The sequence below is a fragment of the Williamsia sp. Y844 genome (assembly GCF_056786475.1).
The window spans coordinates 880,183-902,435 of sequence record NZ_JBXCJB010000002.1 but is presented as its reverse complement, the minus strand read 5'-3'; the positions used below and the strand labels follow the sequence as shown (position 1 = coordinate 902,435).

Here is a 22,253-nt window from a genome sequence, read left to right as displayed (position 1 = left end):
GTCTCATGAAAAACTCGAACCCCTCGCTCGCGGCTATTCGGTCGCAGATTCACCGGCACCGCCGATCAACCCTCACCGAGGCTACCCGGCTGCCGGTACAAAACAATTGCGGCGCTGCCGCGGACACCGATTGCGGCGCTGCCGCGGACACTATTCTCAGCGGTTGCGTCGACGCTGGTCCCGATGCGCCGGCGAGCCGGGTGCATCGAGTAGAGGTTCGTCAGGGGCGACATGTGCTGGGTTGCCAGAGGTCGCGCGCAGGTCGATTTCGCGAGTGGGAATTTGGTTGAGCGCGCCCAACAGGCCCGCGGGCATCACGACCTCGCCACAGCGTCGCAGTGCCGCGCGCGCTGAACTCTGCGCGTCGACCTCTGTGCGGCATTGCACGCACATCTCCAGATGCTGTGAGGCACGCATGTAAGCATTCATCCGGAGCTCGCCGTCCACATATGCGGCCACCGCTTCGGTGGCGAGATGCTCGGTGGACAGGAATCGGCGTCCGCCGACGCTGCCGGGTGCTCGATAGTTCTTGTTTGCCGAGACCATCGACGACGCCGGGAACCATCCCAGCGCCCGTCGCCGGTTCCGCATTGCTGCGGGCCGTTCTCCGTTGCCTGTCGGTTCGGCGCCGTTCGAAGCTGCGGGGCCGGAGTCATCGGGTGTACGTTCACTCACCGCATTCGCTCCTTCCTCTTACGTGCCCACCGGGATCCTGGAGTACAGGACAAACCTTTTGGGCGTCTCGACAATTCGTCTCGACTCTACGGACTCGGGCGCATGTTCGTCGCCTCCCCGTCCAACATCAACAACGAAGTCACGTCCCCTCAGGTTCCCGTTCGGTACGCGGGTCAGAAGTCTTGCGTCATCACCGATCGCCCCGAGTGATGACCACTGGCCGCCAGATGTCCGCGGATGGCCTGCCGACCCCGATGGATGCGGCTGCGGACCGTGCCGAGCTTGACTCCCAGCGTCGCGGCGATCTCCTCGTACGACAAACCTTCGATGTCACACAGGACCACTGCGGCGCGGAACTCCGGTGCCAGGGAGTCGAGGGCGCTCTGCAGATCCGGATCGAGATTGGCGTCGTTGTAGATCTGCTCGGGATCGGGATCGCTGCCCGGTACCCGGTCGTAGTCCTCGGGAAGTGCTTCCATCCGGATCTTGTTCCGGCGCCGGACCATGTCCAGGAACAGGTTGGTGGTGATGCGGTGCAACCAGCCCTCAAAGGTGCCGGCCTTGTAGCTCGAGAGCGACCGGAAGACCCTGATGAAGGTCTCCTGCGTCAGATCCTCGGCGTCATGCTGATTGCCCGAGAGTCGGTAGGCCAATCGATAGACCCGGTCGGCATGTTCACGGACCAGCTCATCCCAGGCCGGCATCAGGGTCGCGTCGCCGGTCGCGTCGAAGCGCGCCGTACCACCCGGCTGTTCTGTCACGGAATCGTTGGTGTCGAGAGTCCCGTTACCGTCTTTGCGGTTGGTCTCTGTCACGATCTGCAACTCTCCTCCCAGGACCGGCCGCCTGCTCCGGTCAATTGCTACACGCATTACATCGTCAAGAATTGTTACCGAAGGCAACGCCGACACCAGGCCGGTTGTTCCCCTATGACCCTGTCCGACCGGGGTGTGTACGCACTATGAGCGGGCTGAGCGTTCCCTGAGAGTCCGCGCGCGGAGCAACAGACTTCCGATATTGCTGCTCAGCGCGCCTAGGCGGCCAATTCCGCGCGCGGCGCTAACCTCAGATCTGTGTCCGATGAGAGCCAGCCCGCCAACACCGATTCCCCGCCGCCTGTCATCGACCCAGCAGTGCTGAGCAGCTATGCGGAGGCCGCGATCGTCGAAGACGAGGCCCTGCGTCTGGCGCGCGAGCGTTCCGACGAACTCGGAGCCCCCTCCATCACCCCGGCCGTGGGTGCCGCGCTGTCACTGTTGGCCCGACTGGTCAATGCTAAGGCCGTCGTCGAGGTCGGTACCGGCGCCGGGATCAGCGGATTGTGGCTCCTCAACGGCATGCGTGTCGACGGTGTGCTGACCACCATCGATTCCGAAGGCGAGTATCACCGCGCCGCCAAACTGGCGTTCAACACGGCCGGGATCAGCCCTGGCCGCACCCGCCTCATCAACGGACGGGCCGCAGAGGTTCTCCCCCGTCTCGCCGACGGTGGCTATGACCTGGTGTTCATCGACGGCGCGGTCACCGACCAGCCACGTTTCGTCGCCGAAGGCCTCCGACTGCTGCGCGATGGCGGCGTGTTGGTCATCCACAACGCCTCTGCCGACGGAACCGTCGCCGACCCGGCCACGTCCGATCAGGCCGCGCTCGCCGCGCGCGAAGCGGCAATGCTCGTCGCCGACGACGACTCACTGTTGCCGGTGGTGATCCCGCTGGGCCGCGGACTGCTCGCAGCGGCCAAGGCACCCGCCGCCGACTAGCCGGTCTCCTACCCAAACGCTCCACTTCTGCGAAGACGCTCCACATATTTCCGGAGCGTCTTCGTAGAAGTGGAGCGTTTGGTCAGGTGCTGGGTGTCATCGCGGTGAGTTCGGGGTACTTCGGTGCGATCGTGTCGCCCGTCGAAACACCCAGTAGTCGGCGGCCCACCCACGGCATCGCGTGTTCCACCGTCCACTGCCGACTGTCCCGACGACGCTGCGTCGGCGAAATCGATTGCGGCGGACCGAGTTCCACCGGAACCAGATCGTGTTCGATACCGAGCGCATCGAGCACCTCGATGGCCATGTAGACGTGCCCGGCAGTCGACATGTGCATCCGGTCGAACTCCCACATTCCACGTTCGCGGAACACCCGCATCCGCCAGAAGTCGACCAGTGTGAGATTGCGCCGCTCGACCACTTCTCGCAGGAGTTCGTTGTAGACCGCGAATCGGCCGCGCAAGGCCCCGAACACCGGTTTGCCGCCGGTGTCGTGAACGGTGAAGGTGACCACCTTGGCGCCGGCATCCTGCAACCGGCCGATCGCGGCGTCGTAGTCCTCCATGAGGGTGTCGATGTCGGCGTTCGGCCGCAACAGATCGCTGGCACCGGCGCTGATGGCAACCAGATCCGGATTCATCTCCAGGGCCGGGCCCAGTTGCTCCGACACGATCGCCGACATCAGCCGACCGCGGATCGCCAGGTTCGCGTACCGGAATTCGGGATCGGCGCGGGCCATCACCTCGGCCACCCGATCGGCCCAGCCCCGCACCCCGTTCGGGCAGCGGGACTCCACGTCGCCCACACCCTCGACAAACGAATCACCGAGGGCGACAAAGCGTTTGAATGATGGTGAGGCGACGACGTCAGACATCTGTCGAGAACCTGATTCCACCGTCGGGGATCTTCACCCCTGGCCAGACGCGCGCTCCACGAAGCAATTCACACCGGGCCCCGATGTCGGCACCGTCTCCGATCACGCCGTCGCGAATCAGGGCACGTGGTCCGACCCGGACTCCGAAACCGATGATCGACCGCTCGATCACCGCACCCGCCTCGATCACCGCACCATCGAAGATGACGGCGCCGTCGAGTCGTGCGCCTGCACCGATCTCCGCGCCACGGCCGACCACCGTGCCACCGATGAGCAGCGCCCCGGGAGCCACCCCGGCACCCTCGTGGACCAGGTATTCACCGCGAGGTCCGCTCAGTGCCGGAGACGGTGCGATACCGCGCACCAGGTCCGCACTGCCGCGGACGAAGTCCTCGGGTGTGCCCATGTCACGCCAGTAACCGGAGTCGACGTAGCTCTGCACGTGCGCGCCGTCGGCGAGCAGTCCGGGGAAGACCTCGCGTTCCACCGAGACCGGACGGTCGGCGGGGATCTGTTCGATCACCGAACGGTTGAAGACGTAACAGCCGGCATTGATCTGATCGGTCGGCGGATCTTGCGTCTTCTCGAGAAATGCGGTGACGCGTCCGGACTCATCGGTGGGCACACAACCGAATGCCCGCGGATCTCCGACCCGCACCAGATGCAGCGTCACCTCGGCACCGGAGGTCCGATGGGTGTCGATGATGGAGCGGACATCGGTGCCACAGAGGACGTCGCCGTTGAACACCAGGATGGTCTTGGCCGTCAGGTGCGGGAGCACATTGCGGATACCGCCACCGGTACCCATCGGTTCGGACTCGTGCACGTAGGTGATCGACAGGCCCATCTTCGACCCGTCACCGAAATGCTGTTCGAAAACCTCGGATTTGAACGAGGTTCCCAAGACGACCTGCTTGATCCCGGCAGCCTTGATCCGGGCGAGCAGGTGGGTCAGAAAAGGTACACCCGCCGTCGGCAACATCGGCTTGGGCGCCGACAGCGTCAACGGACGCAGTCGAGTTCCCTTGCCGCCGACCAAGATAACGGCCTGGACATCATCTGTCGGGGCGTCGGTCGCCGGGGATGTCACACCATTATCGAGGGTCACTTTGCACCTTTCGTCGAACTGTCGATCGTCGAGTTGTTTGATGAATCTTCTTGGCGAGCAGCACGTTTGGCCGCTGCCACCACCACTGCCGACCGCGCTGTGAGTCCCGCGCGCAGGGCAAGTCGCAAGGGCGCCTGCCACCAATGCGGGTGCCGATCGGCCTGAAACCGATATGCGCTGCGATGGTGTGCAGGCAACATCTTTCCCGGGTCACGCCCGGCCGCATGACCTTTCGTGTGCAAAACCTCCGCGTCGGGCACAAAGACGTTGAGCCAGCCGGCCCGGCCCAACCGGTCACCGAGGTCGACATCCTCCATGTACATGAAGTAGCGGGAGTCGAAACCGTCGATGGAGTCGAAGGCATCGCGGCGCACCAGCAGGCACGACCCGGACAACCACCCCACGGCGCGTTCGGACACATCGACGGCATCCTGCCGGTACGCCGCGGTCCAGGGGTTGGACTTCCATACCGTCCCCAGGATCGCGTGTCCGGTTCCGGAGACCAGATTCGGAACCCGGCGCGCCGACGGATAAATGGTCCCGTCGGGTTCGCGGATCAGGGGTCCCAGAGCACCGGCCCGCGGCCAGCGATCGGCTGCGGCCAGCAACCGGTCGATCGAACCCGGCGCCCACTCGACGTCCGGGTTGGCCACGATCACGTATTCGATGCTCGGATCCACCTCGGCAACCGCCCGATTGACCGCGCCGCCGTAGCCGATGTTGCCACCGGTGTGCAACAACGAGACATGGTCGTAATTCTGCGCCGCCAACTCGGGGGCACCATCGTCAGATCCGTTGTCCGCCATGATCACCGCCGGTGTCCCGGTCATCGCGTCATCGAGCGTCTCGATGAATCGGGCCAGGTAGTCACCGGACGAATACGTCACGGTCACCACAGCGACACGGTCGGAAACCTGCTCATCACTCACCGCCATAGGGTAGCCGGATACCGCGATGTCCCCTCCCATCACGCCCTCACCGCCGGTCAAGCCCTGACCGCGGCTGCCAGCGCCGAACGCCAGTCCCGTAGCGGGGTCAATCCGGCCTTCTGCCACGACTGACCGGACAAGACCGAATACGCCGGACGTGGCGCCGGGCGCGGGAATGCGTCTGATGTGGTTGGCAGCACCCGAGCCGGGTCGGCCCCGACCTCGGCGAATACGGCCTGCGCGAGGTCGAACCAGCTGCAACTCCCCGCATTCGTGGCGTGCAGGATGGTTCCGGTCGCCGGTGAACCACCTGCGCAGATGTCGGCGGCGAGTTGCAGCAGGCCGTCGGCCAGATCGGCCGCGTACGTCGGCGAGCCCACCTGATCGGTGACCACCGACACGGTGTCGCGTTCGCCCTCGAGCCGGCGCATGGTTGCGACGAAGTCATTGCAGCCGGGCGCACCGGTGTACACCCACGCCGTGCGGACCACCGTCGCCGATGGGTCACCTGCGCGTACCGCGACCTCGCCGGCCAGCTTGGTCTCGCCGTAGACCGACGTCGGTCCGGTCGGATCATCCGGTTCCATCGGGCGATCGGCCACACCGGTGAACACGTAGTCGGTCGAGATGTGGATCAGGTGCGCGCCGGTGTAGGCGGTCAGGGCTGCCAGGTTGGCGGGTCCGGTGACGTTGATCGCATATGCGCGGTCCCGGTCCGTCTCCGCCGCGTCCACCGCGGTGTAGGCCGCGCAATTGATGATCACGTCGGCAGGTCCGAGTCCGCCGAGCACCGAATCCACTGCCACCGGGTCCGTGATGTCCAGATCGGCCGAGGTCAGAGGCCGCACCAGCTCGCCCCCTTGAATACGTAGCCGACTGCCCAACTGGCCGCCGGCACCGGTCACGACCACAGACCCCAATTGCCTTTGCATACAGACCATCATGTCCGGTTCGGTCGGCCTCCGCGCATCGAGCCCCGATTCGCCAACGTGAACAACATCATCACGGGCGCGCCGGTGCAGCTCCGGCGACGCCGCCAGAATCGCACGTAGCATTGCCACCAGTCCGTCCCCGGTGTACCGCACATCGCGCCCGGAGACCCCAGCCGATCCATGCCAGAGCCAGCACACAGAGATAGGAGCGCCGCCCGCCGTGGACCGTCCCTCTTCGGATCGACCGTCGGGTGAGCGCCGCAGCGGATCACCGCGCGAAGGTCGCCAACCGCGCACCCCCTCGGGCGAACCCACTCCGCCGGGTGCACGCCGCCGGGCATCGCCGGACGATCCCCGCGCCGCGGTGCCTGGCGAACAGCGACGGCCACGGCGTCGACGGGAAGACCCCGAAAGCGGTCGCCGCCCGTCGCGACCGCAAGCAGGCGATCCACCACCGAGGGCCCGCCGCAGCGACCGGCCAACCCCCGAAGGTCGTCCGAAGAAGACGGCCCTGGCAGGGGGCATCTCGGCGACAGATGATGCCGCCGAGAACAAGAAATCGGCTCGTTCCATCAGCCGGATCGCGGTGGCCGTGGTCTCGGTCGCCGTCATGGTCGCGACCGGTTACGCCTGGAACCAGATGACGAACCTCGAGAACAGCATTACCAAGCTCGACGGCCTGAGCCTGGGCAGCGGCAAGGACGGCGCCGTCGACATCTTGATGGTCGGTACCGACTCACGCACCGACGCGCAGGGCAACCCGCTCTCGGAGAAGGAACTGGCCCAGCTGCACTCCGCAGATGATGTCGGCACGAACACCGACACGATCCTGCTCATCCGCATCCCCAACGACGGATCCTCGGCCACCGCGATCTCGATTCCCCGTGACTCGTACGTCGACGTCCCCGGGGTCGGGATGAACAAGATCAACTCCGCCTACGGTGCTGCCAAGGAGGAGCGCCGCCGCGAGCTGGTCACCGACGGCATGGACCTGGACAAAGCCGACAAGAAATCCGTGGAGGCCGGACGCGACGCCCTCATCGACACCGTCACCGAACTCACCGGCGTCGAGGTTGATCACTACGCCGAAATCGGCCTTCTGGGATTCGTCCTGCTCACCAATGCGGTCGGTGGAGTCGATGTCTGCCTCAAAGCGGCGGTCTCCGAACCGTTCTCGGGTGCCGATTTCCCGGCCGGAGCACAGACCCTGGACGGGTCCGAGGCGCTGAGCTTTGTCCGTCAGCGCCATGACCTGCCACGCGGTGATCTCGACCGCATCGTGCGTCAGCAGGTCTTCATGGCCTCGCTGGCACAGAAGGTCCTCTCGGCCGGCACCCTGTCGAGCCCCGGCAAACTGTCCGATCTCCAGAACGCGGTATCGCGCTCCGTGGTGATCGACGAAAGCTGGGACGTCATCAAGTTCGTCGAACAGCTCAAGGATCTGTCCGGTGGCCGTGTCCAGTTCGCAACCATTCCCGTGGTGACCGAACAGGGCTGGAGCGACGACGGCCTGCAGAGTGTGGTCGAGGTCGATCCGGCCGCGGTCAAGTCCTTCACCGCCGGATTGCTCGGCGAAAAGGATGCCTCCGGCACCACTGTGTTCGTGGCCGCCGACTACACCGTCGACGTGATCAACACCGGCACGGTCGACGGACTGGCAACCAATGTGTCGCGGATCGTTGCGGGCAAGGGATATCTCCCCGGCGAAACGGACAACGACCTCAACGACACCGTCGACAGCCAGGTGCTCGCGGCGACCACCGACGATCCCGGCGCGAAAGCTGTGGCCAAAGATCTCGGCGGACTGTCGATCATCGCGGATCCGTCGCTGCCCCCGAACACCGTTCGTGTCCTACTGACCGACAGCTACACCGGGCCGGGTTCGATCAATGATTCCGGTCCACAGGGCAGCCAGGATTCTGATGGTGACATCGCACCCCCCGCTCCACCCGCCCCTCGAATCACTGCCGGTGGAACCGGCCCGGAGTGTGTCAATTGATGACCCTTGCAGACGCCGCACTCGATCCGGCGCTGACCAGAGACGGCACCCAACCGCTTCTGACCTACTACAATGACACCACCGGTGAGCGGACCGAACTGTCGGGTCTGACCGCTGCCAACTGGGCTGCCAAGACCGCGAACATGATTCGTGATGAGTTCGGATTGATGCCGGGTGATGTCGTGGCCGTCGATCTGCCTGCACATTGGCAGACCGCAGGGGTCCTGCTCGGCGCATGGTGGGCCGGAATGCATGTGCGCCTGGGATACAGCGACGATGCCGCACTGGCCTTCTGCTCGATGGACACCCTCGAGGCCATGGAACAGGCACCCGAGATCGCGGTGGTCTCGCTCGACCCCTTCGGTATGCCCATGCGTGATCTGCCGATCGGCCTTACCGACTATGCGGCGTCGGTGCGGGTGCACGGGGACCAGTTTCGTCCGAGCGGGCCCGCCGACCTGGCGCTCGACGGTCGAACCGTGGCGCAGATCGTCTCAGCGGCCACCGCTGTTGCCGACGAGACCGGGATCGTGGCGGGTTCACGGGTCATGTCCACGGGTACCTGGGACACCGCCGACCGCCTGATCACAAACCTGCTGATGCCCCTGATCGCCGGCGGTTCACTGGTGCAGGTGGCCCATCCCGATGACAGCAAGCTGGCCGCACGTGCCACCACAGAGAAGGTCACCGCGACCCTGCTCTGAGCTCAAAAGAGTGTGGGCTCAGGCTCTTTCACCGGCGCATGCGTTGGCAACGTTCCACGGAGCGGGTTCTGGCCGACGTCCTCCGAGCCGTCGTCCGGGGTGCAGGCGAGCCCGTGCTTCTCGATGAGCGGCGTCGTGCGGTCGCGTAACCACCGCTGGTATTCCGGTGCGGCATAGGCCCCGCGCCCGTAGATCTGACGGTAGCTCTTCATCAATGCCGGATGGTTCTCCCCGAGCCACGTCAGATACCAGTTCCGGGTGGGGCCACGGAGATGCATCGAAAACGCGGTCACCGAGGTGGCGCCCGCGGCCGCCAGCGCACCGAACAACTCGTCGAGTGCCCCGCGAGAATCGGTGAGCTGCGGCAGAATTGGCGCCGCCATCACATGACAATCCAATCCAGCGTCCCGGACGGCGGTGATCAGATCCAGGCGCGCGCGGGCCGACGGGGCACCGGGCTCCACCTGCTTGCGCAGATCTTCGTCGAGAAGCGCCAAAGAGATCCCGATCGACACCGGAACCTTCTGCGACGCAAGCGTCAACAGCGGAAGGTCGCGGCGCAACAACGTCCCCTTGGTGAGGATCGACATCGGAGTGCCGGAATCGGCCAGCGCGCCGATGATCCCCGGCATCAGCCGATAGCGCCCTTCTGCCCGGTGGTAGGGATCGGAGTTACTGCCGAGCGCCACCGGTTCACGCTTCCAACTCCTGCGCGACAACTCTTTTCGCAGCACCGCGGCCACATTCATCTTCACGACGATCTGCGTGTCGAAGTCGCGTCCGGCATCGAGGTCGAGGTATTCGTGTGTTCCGCGGGCGAAGCAGTACACGCACTGGTGCAGGCATCCTCGCATCGGATTGATGGTCCACCGAAACGGCACCTGCGGCCCCTCGGGCACCTTGTTGAGCGCGCTCTTACAGAGGACCTCATGGAAGGTCACGCCGTCGAAGTCGGGCGTCTGTACCGATCGGACGAGACCGGCCCGCTCCAGCCCCGGTAAGGCTGGAGCGGCCGAGTCCTCCCCCGCGTCGGGTTCGGCGTCGAGGAGTTGCCCGTCCCATCGCATGTGACCAGTCGAACATCCGTTCTATTTGATGTCAAGTCCATCACCCGAACACAGGTGATCCCCCCGCGTAGATCACAGCGCCGCAACCGGATCCACCCGGAGTGCTTGCCGGGCCGGCAGAGCAGCGCTGAGCAGGCCGGCAAGTCCGCCGACCGCAACAATCCCCGCCAACGCCATCCACGGCATATCCGGGGCCGCAAACTTGTCGATCCCGAGCACCGATGCCGCGCCGGCCAGACCGTACCCGGTCCCGAGTGCCACGCCCACCGCGGACGCCACCGCCGCGATGACCGCCGCCTCGCCGAGGAGCACGCCCGTGACACCGCGCCGACTGAGTCCGATCACCCGCAGGAGTGCGTTCTCCCGGCGTCGATCGATCACCGACAGCGCCATGGTGTTCCCGACCCCGATCAGCGCAACAAGCACCGAAACCGCCAATAATGCCAACACAATTCCCAGGATCAACGTGAGCATGTCGTCGAGTTGTCTGCCGACCTCCACCCCGCCGGAGAGTGTCGCGTCCGGTATGGCGTCGGCGATCAAACCACGAAGGACTGTCACGACAGCGGCGCTGTCGGCACCAACCGAGTCCAACCGGACCGCGACTCCGGTCGACGCCGCGGCGGCGGAGATCACGCCACGATCGGCATAGGAACCCGCTGCCCCGTCGATCACCGTCAGCGTCCGCGCAATTCCGGCTGACTCCACGACGACCTGTTCCCCCATCTCGACGTCAGCGAGTGCACGATCCGCTGGGGCCAGGGCGATCGTGCCGGCCGTCGGGGCCTGGCCACTTCGCATCACCTTCTGCAATTGCGCCGGTGCGACTGCACCCACTGTCAGCGGTACACCGTCGACCACGATCGGGGTGCGGGTCACCGTGGCCACCTCGACCACTCCCGCAGTCCGTCCGATTGAGGCAACCAACTCATCAGGTAGCGGCGTTCCCGACGAGATCACCATGTCGACCGGCTCCCGCTCGGATATCAATTGAGTGGCGCTCGATTTCACCGCTTCGACCCCGACAACCATCATCGTGGTCAGGGTGATCCCGATGATCAGAGCCGATGCGGTTGCGGCCGTACGGCGTGGCGACCGGCCCGCGTTCGTGGCGGCCAGTTCGGCAATAGGTCCGGCAGCTGTTGGTCGCAGGAGGCGGGCACCGGCCAGGCCTGCACCACGGACCAGAGGCGGCAAGAGCACAACCGAGGCAAGCATGATGGCCAGGAAAGTCATCGCACCACCACCCGCGGCGACCAGAACAGATCCGGATGCGACGCCGCCGATCAGCGACACCCCACCCACCATCGCGAGGGCGGCGGCGCTCACCAGTCGACCGATCGGCTTTCGCCTGCCGTCGGCGACCTCTCGACCGGCACCTGCGGCCAACGGTGAGACTCTCGTGGCCAACCGGCCCGGCACCGTCGCCGCCACCAACGTCATCACCACACCGAGGATTGGTGGAACCACCAACGCCGACACCGGAATCGACAGATCGGTCAGCGGTAGTCGCGCACCACTGACCTGCGCGATGACCGTTGTCAACGCAACACCTCCGATGCCAACCCCCACCCCGATCACCGACGCAAGGACACCCAGGATCAGGGCCTCGAGACGCACCGCGAAACGCACCTGCGATCCCTCGGCCCCGATACAACGCAGCAACGCGAGTTCACGTGCACGCGAAGTCACCAAGACCGCAAAGGTATTGGAGATGACAAGACAGGACACCAGTGCTGTGATGGCGGCAAACGTCAGCAACACCGTGGCGAGCACGTCGGAGCCTCCGGTGAACAGGCCGACTTTCCTGTCCGCTGCCTCGTCGCCGCTCAGGACCTCACCTCCGGGGATTGCGGTGACCTGCGTCCGGACCGTGTCGAATACGGCATCCGAATCGGCTCCGGGTGCAAACGCGGTTCGGATCATCACACCCTCGGCGCCTTCGAAGCTTCGCCCGGTATCCATGGCAGAGACCGCCTCCGCGGCTCCGAAGAGTTGCGCGCCATCGGCCGCACCGGTCGCTTCCAGCAGGCCGACCACTGCCATCTCGGTAGGCTCTTGATCGGTGGCTGTGCCGACGTCGGGCCGCAGATACAACCGTTCCCCAACAGCGAAGTTCGAGCCGGCGTAGGCCACCACCTGCCCCGGGCCCTCCGGCCACGTCCCGGTGGAGAGCTGGTGCCACCGGAGTGCATTGTCGGTAGCCATCGCACCCAACTCCACCTGGTTGTACGTCTTGCCGCCACTGCTGACATTGACCCAGCGGGTCCGATCCACGGCTACTGCCTCGACGCCAGGAAGATCCACCAACTCTTCGGCGATGCGGTCGGCGAACTCCCCTGGAACCACCGCTGCGGCATCGGTTCCGGAGAACTGGCCCGCGACCGCATCACGCATCGACACAGTCGACGTTGCCGTCAGGGTCAGTGTCGCTGCAACAAAGGCCACGGAGATCATCACCGCCAGAGCGGAAGCAATATATCGCCCCTTGTACGCGCGAAGTTGCGCCAACGCGTAGGCCCTCATCGTTGCTCTCTCACCAGAGGCACTGCCGCCGAACCGAGGCGCAGATGAGATTCGAGTACCGATTCGACTGTGGGAGAGTCGATTCGATCGACCAAGCCGCCGTCGGCCATCAGCAGCACCTGGTCGCAGTAGCTCGCAGCCACCGGATCGTGTGTCACCATGACAATGGTTTGGCCACCGCTCCTGCTGCTCGCCTGCAACAGCGACAACACCTGTGCGCCGGAGGCACTGTCGAGGTTGCCGGTGGGCTCATCGGCCAAAACCAGTCGCGGCCGACCGAGCAGGGCCCTCGCGATCGCAACACGCTGTTGCTGGCCGCCGGAGAGTTCGTTGGGCTTGTGATCAAGACGCTCGGCGATACCGAGCACATCGACGAGTTCGTCGAACCAGGCCGCGTCCGGGGACCGCCGATCGAGTGTCAGTGGCAAGACGATGTTCGCGCGCGCCGTCAACGCCGGCAACAGGTTGAACGATTGGAACACGAACCCCAGTTCACGGCGCCGAAGTCGGGTGCGCGCAGTATCGTTGCAGCGGGAAAGATCGGTGTCCCCGATGATCACTGTTCCCGCGGTGGGTGTGTCCAGGCCCGCCAGGCAGTGCATCAGTGTCGACTTACCCGACCCCGACGGACCCATGATGGCTGTGAACTTCCCCGCCGGGACGTCCACACTGACGTCGCGCAGTGCATGCACCACTGCCCCACCGTCACCGTATGACTTGTGTACCCCTATCGCACGTGCCGCGATTGTCTCCGACATCGACGTACCCTCCGTTGTCTGCTAGATCGTTTGATCTGCAGGACAAACGTATTGCCGCGATGGGTCATCGAACATCAGCGCACGGAACGACTTTCACAGCACACGAGACGTCAGACCACGGTCTGACGTCATCAGCCGGCGGGATGACCGTGCCGGCCGGTAGGGTCCTGCGGTTACTGGTGGAGACCGAGGATGTCGTCGATCCCGACCAGGCCGGACCGTAACGCGTAGAGCACCACCTGAACGCGGTCCCGGGACTCGGTTTTTGTCAGGATCCGACCGATGTGGGTTTTCACGGTGGCGAGCGAGAGGTGGAAGTCCGCGGCGATTTCGGTGTTTGTTTTACCGATCGCAATCGCTTGTAGGACTTCGGTTTCGCGTGGTGTCAGGGCATCGATCAATGTCGTCGCAACCGAGCCGCCACCCGATGCGGCGGAGCGGGGTGGCAGGGAAGCGGTCGCGGCCACGTGTGCAAGCAGACGTCGGGTCGACCGCGGCGCTATCACCGCGTCTCCGGCGTGCACCGTGCGGATGGCGGCCAGCAGGTCCTCCGGCTGTGCGTCTTTCAGCAGAAAGCCACTGGCACCGGCCGAGATGGCCGCAAAGAGATACTCATCCGTGTCAAAAGTGGTCAGGATAAGCACTTTTGGTGCGGCGGGACCGCGCTCTAAAATCGCCCGGGTCGCCGCGATTCCGTCGACACCCGGCATCTGCACGTCCATGAGCAGGACGTCGGCGTACGCCCCTGAAAGCCGCGTCATGGATTCGGCTCCGTCACCGGCTTCGAACACCACCGCCATATCCGGCTGCGAGTTGATGACCATGCCCAACCCGGCCCGGACGAGAGATTGATCGTCGACGAGGCCCACTTGGATCAGGTCGGTCATCGCGAGACCCCCACCGGCAGCACCGCGCGCACCTGATATCCGGGACGGTCCGAACGACTTCCGGTACTCACTGATCCGCCGTGCAACTCCGCACGCTCCCGCATCCCGAGCAGACCCTTCCCGGTGGATTCGGTCGCCAACCCTGTTCGGCCGCGTCCATCGTCGGATACAACGATCGTCAACATCTCATTCTCCCAGCGTAATTCGACATCTGCGGTGACGTCGGTCCCCGCGTGTTTGAGAATGTTCGTCAGGGATTCCTGGACAATTCGATACGCGGTCAGCGCGCACCCCACCGACACGTCCCGAGGTTCACCGATCGCCTGGAACCGGACCGGCAACCCGCCCGACCGGACTGTTGCCACCAGGTCCGGGAGATCGGCGATACCCGGGACCGCACGGATCTCGCGCGGGCCGTCATCTCGCAGAACCCCGAGCAGCGCCCGCATGTCCGACAACGCCTGCCTGCCATTGTCTGCGATCGTCGCGAGCACCTTGACCGCCACGTCCGGATCTTGCTGTGCCGCATAGCGTCCGCCATCAGCCTGAGCGATGACAACGGTCAGGGTGTGGGCGATGATGTCGTGCATCTCCCGGGCGATGCGGGTTCGTTCACCGACCGCGGCGAGTTCGGCCTCCTGGGCACGCTCGAGTTCGAGTAGCCGCGCCCGTTCGCGCAATGTTGCGACCTCACGAATCCGCGTCCGCCGCAGCATTCCGACCGCCCATACCCCGGCCGCGAACGCGGCCAGGAAGGCGACACCTGTGACGGTGTAGTTGAAGGAATGTCCTTCGTCGGGGACCGAATAGTACTTTCCCGACGCCGCAACCGCACAGCCGATCCCCAGCACCAGAGCAGCGCGGGTTCCCCACTCGGATCCATAGGCGGCCATCGAGTAGAGGCCAATCAGAGCGGTCACACTGACCGCCGGGCTGGCGTCTTGGTCAACGATGACGTGGATCACCGCGGCACCGGCGATGGTCAGGCCGGCGATGTCAGGTCGGGTCCTGCGGAACGCGAGTGCCGCGCACACGACCGACCCCAGGAGAATCCGCCACCAACGGTGTTCACCCATCGATTCCCAGAGTTCGGGCACCACCGCGGCCACCACAAGTGCGGCGGCGAGCAGTGAATCGAGCAGGAGCCGTCGCGGCTCGGCAAACCGGTTCCAGCGTTCGAGGATCCGCTGGGTGTTCATTGCGTTCAACCTAGTGGCCACCGGTGGTACCCGGCATCAGACCACGGTCTGATCTGTGCCGGGGGCCACCAGATGAGGTCAGCGCAACAGTGCGCGCGACATCACGACACGCTGGATCTGGTTGGTGCCTTCGTAGATCTGAGTGATCTTGGCATCGCGCATCATCCGCTCGACCGGGAAGTCGCGGGTGTAGCCGGCGCCACCGAACAGCTGCACCGCGTCGGTGGTGACCTCCATGGCCACATCCGAGGCGAAACACTTGGCAGCGGCCGAGATGAACCCGAGGTTCTTCTCGCCCCGCTCGGCGCGCGCTGCCGAGGTGTACACCATCAGGCGGGCGGCCTCGACCTTCATCGCCATGTCGGCGAGCATGAACTCCACACCCTGGAAGGTGCTGATCGACTTGCCGAACTGCTTGCGATCCTTGGTGTAGGCGATCGCCTGGTCCAACGCGCCCTGTGCGATACCGACGGCCTGTGCGCCGATGGTCGGGCGGGTGTGGTCGAGGGTCTCGAGCGCGGTCTTGAAACCGGTGCCCGGCTCGCCGATGATGCGGTCACCCGGGATGGTGCAGTTCTCGAAGTACAGCTCCGCGGTCGGTGAACCCTTGATGCCGAGCTTCTTCTCCAGCGGGCCGACCGTGAAGCCGGGGTCGTCCTTGTGGACGATGAACGAGGAGATGCCGTTGGCACCCTTGTCGGGATCGGTGACGGCCATGACGGTGTACCAGGTGGACTTACCGCCGTTGGTGATCCAGCACTTGGAGCCGTTGAGCACCCAGTCGTCGCCGACGGCCTTCGCGCGGGTCTTCATCGATGCGGCATCGGAACCGGCTTCGCGCTCGGACAGCGCGTAGGAGGCCATCGCCTCGCCACTGGCGAGGGTCGGCAGAACCTGCCTCTTGAGTTCCTCGGAACCCTTGAGGATCAATCCCATCGTGCCGAGTTTGTTCACGGCCGGGATGAGCGAGGACGACGCGCAGACGCGGGCGACCTCTTCGATCACGATGCACGCCGCGACCGAGTCACCGCCCTGGCCGTCGTATTCCTCGGGCACATGGATGGCGTTGAAACCCGAAGCCTTCAGCGCGGTGAGCGCCTCTTCCGGGAATCGCGCATTCTCATCGACGTCTGCCGCGTGTGGTTCGATTTCTTTTTCCGAGAGCGCCCGAATCGCGGAACGCAGCTCATCGTGCTCTTCAGCGAGCTTGAACAGATCGAAGTCGGGATTGCCGGCCATCAGAACACTCCTAGTAGGCGCCAGTGCGATTTTCCTTCGCCGCAATTCTAGTACCGGCGATCGGTTCAGTTACTGCCGGGTAACTGAAGTCTGTTCGGGCCCCGTCACACGCCCACGAAAGCTAGCCTTGGCGCACCCGAAGACCCGCATGTCGAAAGGCGATCACAGATGAGCGGCCAGAGAGCACCGACAGAAGCACTCTCCGATTTCGAGAAGACGGATTTCACACATTTCGGCAAGACCAGGACCATCTACCGGCGTGGACACGGACCCGCGGTGATCATCATCGCCGAGATACCCGGCATCACACCGAAAGTCCTCGAGTTCGCCCGCAAGGTGTCCGATATCGGTTGCACCGCAGTGCTTCCCAGCCTCTTTGGGATCGACGGTCTGGACCCCAACAGTTCCGGGCCCGCAGACCTGGCAAAAATGGCCGCCTCACTCATCCCGACCTGTATCAGCAGCGAGTTCACCACCCTGGCCACCGGGAAGTCCTCGCCGGTCGTCACCTGGCTGCGCGCACTCGCCGCCGACGAACACGGTCGCTGTGGCGGACCAGGCGTCGGCGCGATCGGAATGTGTTTCACCGGCGGGTTCGCATTGGCGATGGCCACCGACGAACGGCTACTGGCACCCGTGCTCGCCCAACCGTCGCTGCCTTTTCGGCCGATCAACGCATTGGCAGGCAATATCGACATCTCGCCCGAGGAGCTCGACACCGTCAAAGGCCGCTGCGCCAAAGGCCTTCAGGTACTGGGCGTCCGATTCAAGGGCGACCACATATCTCCCCCAAAGCGTTTCGAATTTCTGCGCAAACAGCTCGGTGACGCATTTGTGGCGATCGAACTCGACGACAGCGCAGCCGGGCCGTCACCGATGCCGCCGCACTCGGCATTGACCGAACACCTCATCGACGAACCCGGCCAGCCCACCCGACAGGCACTTGACGAAGTCCTCGACCTGTTCCGCCGCAAGTTGTTGTCGAGCGTGTAGTTGCCGCGGCATCGACCGAGTGCTCCTCGCCACAACTACACGCTCGACGCGACCATCACTACTCGCCGAGCAGTTTGTCCTGCAGCGCTTGATCTTTGGCCAGGACCATGTCGTTGAGGTCGGCCTGGAACTGTTCCATCCGGGCCCGCAGCGCCGGTTCAGACGAAGCCAGGATCCGGACCGCCAGCAGGCCGGCATTGCGGGCCCCGCCGATCGATACGGTGGCCACCGGCACTCCGGCCGGCATCTGCACGATCGACAGCAATGAATCCATGCCGTCGAGATACTTCAACGGCACCGGTACACCGATCACCGGTAGCGGCGTCGCCGATGCCACCATGCCCGGCAGGTGCGCGGCGCCGCCGGCGCCGGCGATGATCACCGAAATACCTCGGCCGGCAGCATCTTTGGCGTAGTCGAGCATGCGTTGCGGTGTGCGGTGCGCGGAGACGACACCCACCTCGAATCGAACGCCGAACTCCGCGAGCGCCTCGGCGGCGGCCTCCATCGTCGGCCAGTCCGAATCGCTGCCCATGATCAGGCCGACCCGCGGTCCTGACGCCGCCCCTGCAGTTTCACTCACCGTGCACATCCCATCCATCGGTCCAGATCCCGGTCGACATCCAGTGTGCCGCCCGTTCGGCAACCTCCCGCACCCGCGCCACATCGGCCGGGTTGTCGATGTCGTCGGACGCCGCGCCGAGCACGTTGATGTGCCCGATCTTGCGGTCCGGCCGTTCGCCCTTGCCATAGAGGTGCACCCTGGCCTGCGGAATCCGCGCGAACAGGTGATGCAGGCGCTCGTCCATCGACATCTCCGGCGCCTGCTCGGCACCGAGGATGTTGGCCATCACGGTGATCGGCACGAGGGCGCCGGTGTCGCCGAGCGGGTAATCGAGCACGGCGCGCAGATGCTGTTCGAACTGCCCGGTGACCGCGCCGTCCATGCTCCAGTGGCCACTGTTGTGCGGCCGCATCGCCAGCTCGTTCACCAGCAGCTCGCCATCCTTGGTTTCGAACAATTCCACCGCCATCACGCCCACCACACCGAGTTCAGCGGCGAGCGACAACGCCAGACGCTGCGCCTGCGCTGCGACATCGGGGTCGAGGGACGGTGCCGGCGCGATCACGACGGCGCACTGACCTTTGCGCTGCACGGTTTCGACGACCGGCCACACCGCTCCCTGACCGAAGGGTGAGCGCCCGACCATCGCCGACAGTTCACGGCGCAGCGCCACCTTCTGCTCGGCCATCAACGCCGTTCCCTCGGGGGCCTTCGCCAGGACTTCGAGTGCCTGCTCCCGACTCTCCAGGAGCCAGACACCACGCCCGTCGTAGCCGCCGCGGATCGCTTTGAGGACGATCTCCCAGTGATGTCGGTCACCGAATTCGATCAGTTGAGCCTGCGGATCAGCGCCCGCCAATTCCACGTAGTCCGGGATCGGGGCGCCCAGTGATGCCAGTTTGCCGCGCATCGCCAGTTTGTCCTGGGCGTAGATCAACGCGGTCGGCGGCGGAAACACCTTGACGCCCTCGGAGACGAGAACCTCGAGATGTTCGACGGGCACACCTTCGTGATCGAAGGTCAGCGCATGGCAACCGCGGGCGGCGGCTCGCAGATCGTCGAGGTTGGTATGTGAACCCAGAACCAGGTCAGGGGTCACCTGACCGGCGGGTTCGTCGGCTGAAGCGGCCAAGACCCGCAGCCGCTGGCCAAGCGCAATCGCTGCCTGGTGTGTCATCCGGGCCAGCTGACCGCCGCCGATCATGGTCACCACCGGCATACCCGATACCGCTGCCTGCCGACTGCCGGTCGCCGCGGCGGCGCTTCCTGCCGGGGCCGGGGCAGGGGCAGGCGGAGCCGTTGCCACGATCGATTCAGGGGATGGGATTCGATCACTCGTCACGGCTACCAATCGTGTCATGTTCGACCCCAGATGAATGACACGGGCAGGCCACACGCACGGAGATTCGTTCCGGCGGGTGGTTATTTCGTAGACTGCATCCTTGTGTCATTCATCGACGGGCTGCTGTCCCGTACTCCAGCGCCGATCCGAGCGCTGGCGATGCGTCACAACGAGCTGATCAAGTTCGCGATCATCGGCGGATCGATGATGATCCTCGACATGGCGATCTTCTATTCGCTGAGCTTGACCGTTCTCGACAACAAGCCGGTCATCGCCAAGATCATCTCCGGTGTACTGGCCACGATCGTCAGCTACGTCCTCAACCGCGAGTGGGCATTCAAGAACCGTGGCGGCCGCGAAACGCACCACGAAGCCATGCTGTTCTTCGCGATCAGCGGCGTCGGCGTCGTGTTGCAGGCAGCGCCGCTGTTCGTCGCCAACAACCTCTTCGACATCCGTAGTTCGGTCGATGTCACCCAGCTGGTCTTCATCGACTTCGTCCTGGGCTACATCATCGGCAATCTGCTCCAGATGGCATTCCGATTCTGGGCGCTGCGCCGCTTCGCCTTCCCCGAGTCCGAGCTGGACGCAGGCGGATCGGTCCCCACCGGTCTCGAACCAGCACCCGGCGACCTCGGCCACAGCTGAGCGGTCCGGGGTTCACCGGGGCTCTACCCGGCTGTTCGATGCATCCGCGCTGTCCTCCTCGACGTCGTACCTGGGCACGACAATCGCGAACGTCGGTGGACGACGATGCAACAGATCCAGCCGACCGCCATCGGCCTCGATGAGAGATCTCGCCAGCGACAGTCCGACACCGCTCGAACCGCCCTCCGAATAGCCGCGCTGAAATACGTGCGGCGCACTTTTGTCGGTCACGCCCGGACCCTGATCCGACACCGAGATCCGGATCATGCCGCTGCCAGGCAGTTCCTGGGTGTCGACGACGGTATCGCCCTGACCGTGTTGCAGTGCGTTGTCGACGAGCACCGCGAGCGCCTCCCGCAACCGGGTGGGCGTCACCCGTGCGGCAGCCTGTCCGGTCGTCTGCACGGTCAACTGACGACCCTGCACCGCGAACGCCTGATCGAAGTCGGAGACCACCAACGCGACCTGCTGCGAGATGTCGACCGGCTCGAGCATCGCGACCTGTTCGCCGCGGGCCGCGGTGATCAGCTCGTCGAGTTCGTTGGTCAGTCGTTCCACCTGTCCCAAGGCCGCTTCCGCTTCGCTGACGACATCGGTGTCGGGATGGATCGACAACTCTTCGAGCCGTAGCCGGATCGCGGTGAGCCGACTACGAAGTTGATGGGATACCTCGCCGACGATCCGGCCCTCCCGTTCGAGCCGGGTGATGATCTCCCGGTTCGCGGCGTCGAGAGCGGACGACATCCGGTCGAGCTCTTCGATGTCGTAGTGCCTGCCTTCGGTCCCGAAGTCACCCTGCGCCATCCGCGCCGCGCGCTCCGCGACATCTTCGAGTGGATCGGCCAGCCGCCCGGCGGTGACGGCCGCGACCACGACGCCTGCGATCACGGACATCGTCACGACCAGCGACACGACGCCGACGGCAGCCAACTGCCTGCTGCGCACCTGGGTCTGCGGAATCGACAGGGTCAACGACCCCGCCTCCCCCAAGGCGAGCGATTCGCTGACCGATCGTTCATCGAACTCGGTGCCGATGCCGACTTCCCGTTGTTCGGTCCCGCTCGTCGTCGCCACCGGAAAAGTGATCACCAATCGGCCCTCGGCAGGGATGAGCAGGCGAAACTTCTCCCGATCGAGTGCCCCGGTGATCGTGCCGTCGGAGCCTTCCTGGAGGAGCAGTTCTGTCGAGATACGTTTGAGGCGGTCATCGAGGTCCTGGTGTGCGGTGTCGTCCACCCACCACCAGGCGGTGACCATCAGGGGCACGCCGAGGAGCAGCCCGATGCCCACGACCATGCCGATCATCGACCGGAGAATGCGGCCGCGCACGTCTAGTCGGGATCGAAGCGGAAGCCGACACCGCGGACGGTCACGATCCGCTTCCGACGGTTGGGCTGGTCGTCCCCGATCTTTCGGCGCAACCAGGAGATGTGCATGTCGAGCGTCTTGGAGGAGAGCAGATCCGGGGTGCCCCAGACCTCGGTCAGGATCTCTTCCCGACTGACCACCTCACCGGCCCGCTCCATCAGGTAACGCAACAGGTCGAACTCTCGGTTGGCGAGCGTGGTGTCCACACCGGACACCTGGACACGTCGCCCCCGGGCGTCGAGGTGGATGTCGCCGGCCTCGAGCACCACGTCGGCGGTCTGCTTGCGGCGCAACAACGCTCGGACCCGGGCCAGCAGTTCGGCAAGCCGAAAGGGCTTCCCGACGTAGTCGTCCGCTCCGGCATCGAGACCGACGACGAAGTCGACCTCGTCGGTGCGGGCGGTGAGCATCAGCACGGCCAGTTGAGGTCGAGACTGCCGGATGCGGCGGCACACCTCGAGACCATCCATCTCCGGTAGACCGAGGTCGAGGACCAACAGGTCGAACCGGCCACTGGCGGCGCGTTCGAGTGCGTCGGTACCCGTGGTGACAACCTCGCAGCCGTAACCCTCACGCGTCAGCGCACGTGCCAGCGGCGCGGATATCGCTTCATCGTCTTCGGCGAGCAGAACGTCGGTCACTTGATCAACTTAGGCCCCCGGCGCACAGATGTGCCGCCA

Annotated in this window: 21 protein-coding genes; 5 read left to right on the top strand and 16 right to left on the bottom strand. The window is 65.0% G+C overall.

Annotated features, from left to right (window positions below):
- Positions 1 to 156: 156 nt before the first annotated feature.
- Positions 157 to 675, bottom strand: a complete 519-nt coding sequence (locus AC1TQG_RS16455; RefSeq protein WP_482138602.1) for a hypothetical protein — start codon at positions 673 to 675, stop codon at positions 157 to 159.
- 173 nt (positions 676 to 848) lie between these two features.
- Positions 849 to 1,490 (bottom strand): RNA polymerase sigma factor SigE, encoded by a 642-nt coding sequence (gene sigE, locus AC1TQG_RS16450; protein ID WP_482138600.1) that lies wholly within the window; start codon positions 1,488 to 1,490, stop codon positions 849 to 851.
- Positions 1,491 to 1,748: 258 nt separating this feature from the next.
- Between sigE and AC1TQG_RS16445 the strand changes: the two genes are divergently transcribed.
- Positions 1,749 to 2,435: an O-methyltransferase gene (locus AC1TQG_RS16445; protein WP_482138598.1), complete on the top strand. Its 687-nt coding sequence runs from the start codon at positions 1,749 to 1,751 to the stop codon at positions 2,433 to 2,435.
- Positions 2,436 to 2,517: 82 nt separating this feature from the next.
- On the opposite strand, the gene AC1TQG_RS16440 is transcribed toward AC1TQG_RS16445, so the two are convergent.
- Genes AC1TQG_RS16440 through rfbD form a run of 4 tightly spaced genes read right to left on the bottom strand, consistent with a single transcriptional unit; the run spans position 2,518 to position 6,278 of the window.
- On the bottom strand, positions 2,518 to 3,309 hold the full coding sequence (locus AC1TQG_RS16440; protein WP_482138596.1) for an SGNH/GDSL hydrolase family protein: 792 nt from the start codon (positions 3,307 to 3,309) through the stop codon (positions 2,518 to 2,520).
- A complete protein-coding gene (gene manB, locus AC1TQG_RS16435) occupies positions 3,302 to 4,417 on the bottom strand; it encodes a mannose-1-phosphate guanylyltransferase (protein WP_482138594.1) in 1,116 nt (371 codons plus the stop codon). Before manB ends, AC1TQG_RS16440 begins: the two co-directional genes overlap by 8 nt.
- Positions 4,414 to 5,352, bottom strand: a complete 939-nt coding sequence (locus tag AC1TQG_RS16430) for a glycosyltransferase family 2 protein (protein WP_482138795.1) — start codon at positions 5,350 to 5,352, stop codon at positions 4,414 to 4,416. The genes manB and AC1TQG_RS16430 overlap by 4 nt, the downstream gene beginning before the upstream one ends.
- 50 nt (positions 5,353 to 5,402) lie before the next feature.
- Positions 5,403 to 6,278: a dTDP-4-dehydrorhamnose reductase gene (gene rfbD / locus AC1TQG_RS16425; protein WP_482138793.1), complete on the bottom strand. Its 876-nt coding sequence runs from the start codon at positions 6,276 to 6,278 to the stop codon at positions 5,403 to 5,405.
- Between the two features lie 220 nt (positions 6,279 to 6,498).
- Between rfbD and AC1TQG_RS16420 the strand changes: the two genes are divergently transcribed.
- Together AC1TQG_RS16420 and AC1TQG_RS16415 are read left to right on the top strand one after the other, a co-directional pair.
- Positions 6,499 to 8,277 (top strand): LCP family protein, encoded by a 1,779-nt coding sequence (locus AC1TQG_RS16420; protein ID WP_482138592.1) that lies wholly within the window; start codon positions 6,499 to 6,501, stop codon positions 8,275 to 8,277.
- On the top strand, positions 8,277 to 8,981 hold the full coding sequence (locus tag AC1TQG_RS16415; RefSeq protein WP_482138591.1) for a TIGR03089 family protein: 705 nt from the start codon (positions 8,277 to 8,279) through the stop codon (positions 8,979 to 8,981). The genes AC1TQG_RS16420 and AC1TQG_RS16415 overlap by 1 nt, the downstream gene beginning before the upstream one ends.
- 2 nt (positions 8,982 to 8,983) lie before the next feature.
- Here the strand turns inward: AC1TQG_RS16415 and AC1TQG_RS16410 are convergent, their stop codons facing one another.
- The 6 genes from AC1TQG_RS16410 to AC1TQG_RS16385 form a co-directional block, all read right to left on the bottom strand.
- Entirely contained in the window at positions 8,984 to 10,048 is a 1,065-nt protein-coding gene (locus AC1TQG_RS16410; RefSeq protein ID WP_482138589.1) for an Rv2578c family radical SAM protein, read from the bottom strand.
- Between the two features lie 72 nt (positions 10,049 to 10,120).
- The gene (locus AC1TQG_RS16405; protein WP_482138587.1) at positions 10,121 to 12,574 is read right to left on the bottom strand and encodes an FtsX-like permease family protein; all 2,454 of its coding nucleotides are present in this window, start codon (positions 12,572 to 12,574) and stop codon (positions 10,121 to 10,123) included.
- Entirely contained in the window at positions 12,571 to 13,332 is a 762-nt protein-coding gene (locus AC1TQG_RS16400) for an ABC transporter ATP-binding protein (protein WP_482138585.1), read from the bottom strand. The genes AC1TQG_RS16405 and AC1TQG_RS16400 overlap by 4 nt, the downstream gene beginning before the upstream one ends.
- Before the next feature lie 173 nt (positions 13,333 to 13,505).
- Complete coding sequence (locus AC1TQG_RS16395; RefSeq protein ID WP_482138583.1) at positions 13,506 to 14,219, bottom strand: response regulator transcription factor; 714 nt, start codon at positions 14,217 to 14,219, stop codon at positions 13,506 to 13,508.
- Positions 14,216 to 15,418, bottom strand: coding sequence for a sensor histidine kinase (locus tag AC1TQG_RS16390; protein WP_482138582.1), 1,203 nt, complete (start codon positions 15,416 to 15,418; stop codon positions 14,216 to 14,218). The genes AC1TQG_RS16395 and AC1TQG_RS16390 overlap by 4 nt, the downstream gene beginning before the upstream one ends.
- 78 nt (positions 15,419 to 15,496) lie before the next feature.
- Positions 15,497 to 16,657 (bottom strand): acyl-CoA dehydrogenase, encoded by a 1,161-nt coding sequence (locus AC1TQG_RS16385; protein WP_482138580.1) that lies wholly within the window; start codon positions 16,655 to 16,657, stop codon positions 15,497 to 15,499.
- A gap of 168 nt (positions 16,658 to 16,825) precedes the next feature.
- Here AC1TQG_RS16385 and AC1TQG_RS16380 point away from each other — a divergent pair, with 168 nt between their 5' ends.
- Positions 16,826 to 17,650, top strand: a complete 825-nt coding sequence (locus AC1TQG_RS16380) for a dienelactone hydrolase family protein (protein ID WP_482138578.1) — start codon at positions 16,826 to 16,828, stop codon at positions 17,648 to 17,650.
- A 58-nt stretch (positions 17,651 to 17,708) separates the two neighbouring features.
- Here the strand turns inward: AC1TQG_RS16380 and purE are convergent, their stop codons facing one another.
- Together purE and AC1TQG_RS16370 are read right to left on the bottom strand one after the other, a co-directional pair.
- A complete protein-coding gene (gene purE / locus AC1TQG_RS16375; RefSeq protein WP_482138577.1) occupies positions 17,709 to 18,242 on the bottom strand; it encodes a 5-(carboxyamino)imidazole ribonucleotide mutase in 534 nt (177 codons plus the stop codon).
- Positions 18,226 to 19,434, bottom strand: coding sequence for a 5-(carboxyamino)imidazole ribonucleotide synthase (locus tag AC1TQG_RS16370; protein WP_482138792.1), 1,209 nt, complete (start codon positions 19,432 to 19,434; stop codon positions 18,226 to 18,228). The genes purE and AC1TQG_RS16370 overlap by 17 nt, the downstream gene beginning before the upstream one ends.
- A gap of 225 nt (positions 19,435 to 19,659) precedes the next feature.
- On the opposite strand from AC1TQG_RS16370, the gene AC1TQG_RS16365 reads away from it, so the two are divergent.
- The gene (locus AC1TQG_RS16365) at positions 19,660 to 20,205 is read left to right on the top strand and encodes a GtrA family protein (protein ID WP_482138575.1); all 546 of its coding nucleotides are present in this window, start codon (positions 19,660 to 19,662) and stop codon (positions 20,203 to 20,205) included.
- Positions 20,206 to 20,217: 12 nt separating this feature from the next.
- Here AC1TQG_RS16365 and AC1TQG_RS16360 read toward each other — a convergent pair whose 3' ends face one another.
- Together AC1TQG_RS16360 and AC1TQG_RS16355 are read right to left on the bottom strand one after the other, a co-directional pair.
- On the bottom strand, positions 20,218 to 21,510 hold the full coding sequence (locus AC1TQG_RS16360) for a sensor histidine kinase (protein ID WP_482138573.1): 1,293 nt from the start codon (positions 21,508 to 21,510) through the stop codon (positions 20,218 to 20,220).
- A gap of 26 nt (positions 21,511 to 21,536) precedes the next feature.
- Positions 21,537 to 22,214: a response regulator transcription factor gene (locus AC1TQG_RS16355; protein ID WP_482138572.1), complete on the bottom strand. Its 678-nt coding sequence runs from the start codon at positions 22,212 to 22,214 to the stop codon at positions 21,537 to 21,539.
- Positions 22,215 to 22,253 lie beyond the last annotated feature (39 nt).

Coding starts and splice junctions, on each gene's coding strand:
- AC1TQG_RS16440 (WP_482138596.1), bottom strand. CDS start 3,309: ATGTCTGACGTCGTCGCCTCACCATCATTCAAACGCTTTGTCGCCCTC.
- AC1TQG_RS16430 (WP_482138795.1), bottom strand. CDS start 5,352: ATGGCGGTGAGTGATGAGCAGGTTTCCGACCGTGTCGCTGTGGTGACC.
- rfbD (WP_482138793.1), bottom strand. CDS start 6,278: ATGCAAAGGCAATTGGGGTCTGTGGTCGTGACCGGTGCCGGCGGCCAG.
- AC1TQG_RS16415 (WP_482138591.1), top strand. CDS start 8,277: ATGACCCTTGCAGACGCCGCACTCGATCCGGCGCTGACCAGAGACGGC.
- AC1TQG_RS16410 (WP_482138589.1), bottom strand. CDS start 10,048: ATGCGATGGGACGGGCAACTCCTCGACGCCGAACCCGACGCGGGGGAG.
- AC1TQG_RS16405 (WP_482138587.1), bottom strand. CDS start 12,574: ATGAGGGCCTACGCGTTGGCGCAACTTCGCGCGTACAAGGGGCGATAT.
- AC1TQG_RS16400 (WP_482138585.1), bottom strand. CDS start 13,332: ATGTCGGAGACAATCGCGGCACGTGCGATAGGGGTACACAAGTCATAC.
- AC1TQG_RS16395 (WP_482138583.1), bottom strand. CDS start 14,219: ATGACCGACCTGATCCAAGTGGGCCTCGTCGACGATCAATCTCTCGTC.
- AC1TQG_RS16390 (WP_482138582.1), bottom strand. CDS start 15,418: ATGAACACCCAGCGGATCCTCGAACGCTGGAACCGGTTTGCCGAGCCG.
- AC1TQG_RS16385 (WP_482138580.1), bottom strand. CDS start 16,657: ATGGCCGGCAATCCCGACTTCGATCTGTTCAAGCTCGCTGAAGAGCAC.
- AC1TQG_RS16380 (WP_482138578.1), top strand. CDS start 16,826: ATGAGCGGCCAGAGAGCACCGACAGAAGCACTCTCCGATTTCGAGAAG.
- purE (WP_482138577.1), bottom strand. CDS start 18,242: ATGTGCACGGTGAGTGAAACTGCAGGGGCGGCGTCAGGACCGCGGGTC.
- AC1TQG_RS16370 (WP_482138792.1), bottom strand. CDS start 19,434: ATGCCGGTGGTGACCATGATCGGCGGCGGTCAGCTGGCCCGGATGACA.
- AC1TQG_RS16360 (WP_482138573.1), bottom strand. CDS start 21,510: ATGATCGGCATGGTCGTGGGCATCGGGCTGCTCCTCGGCGTGCCCCTG.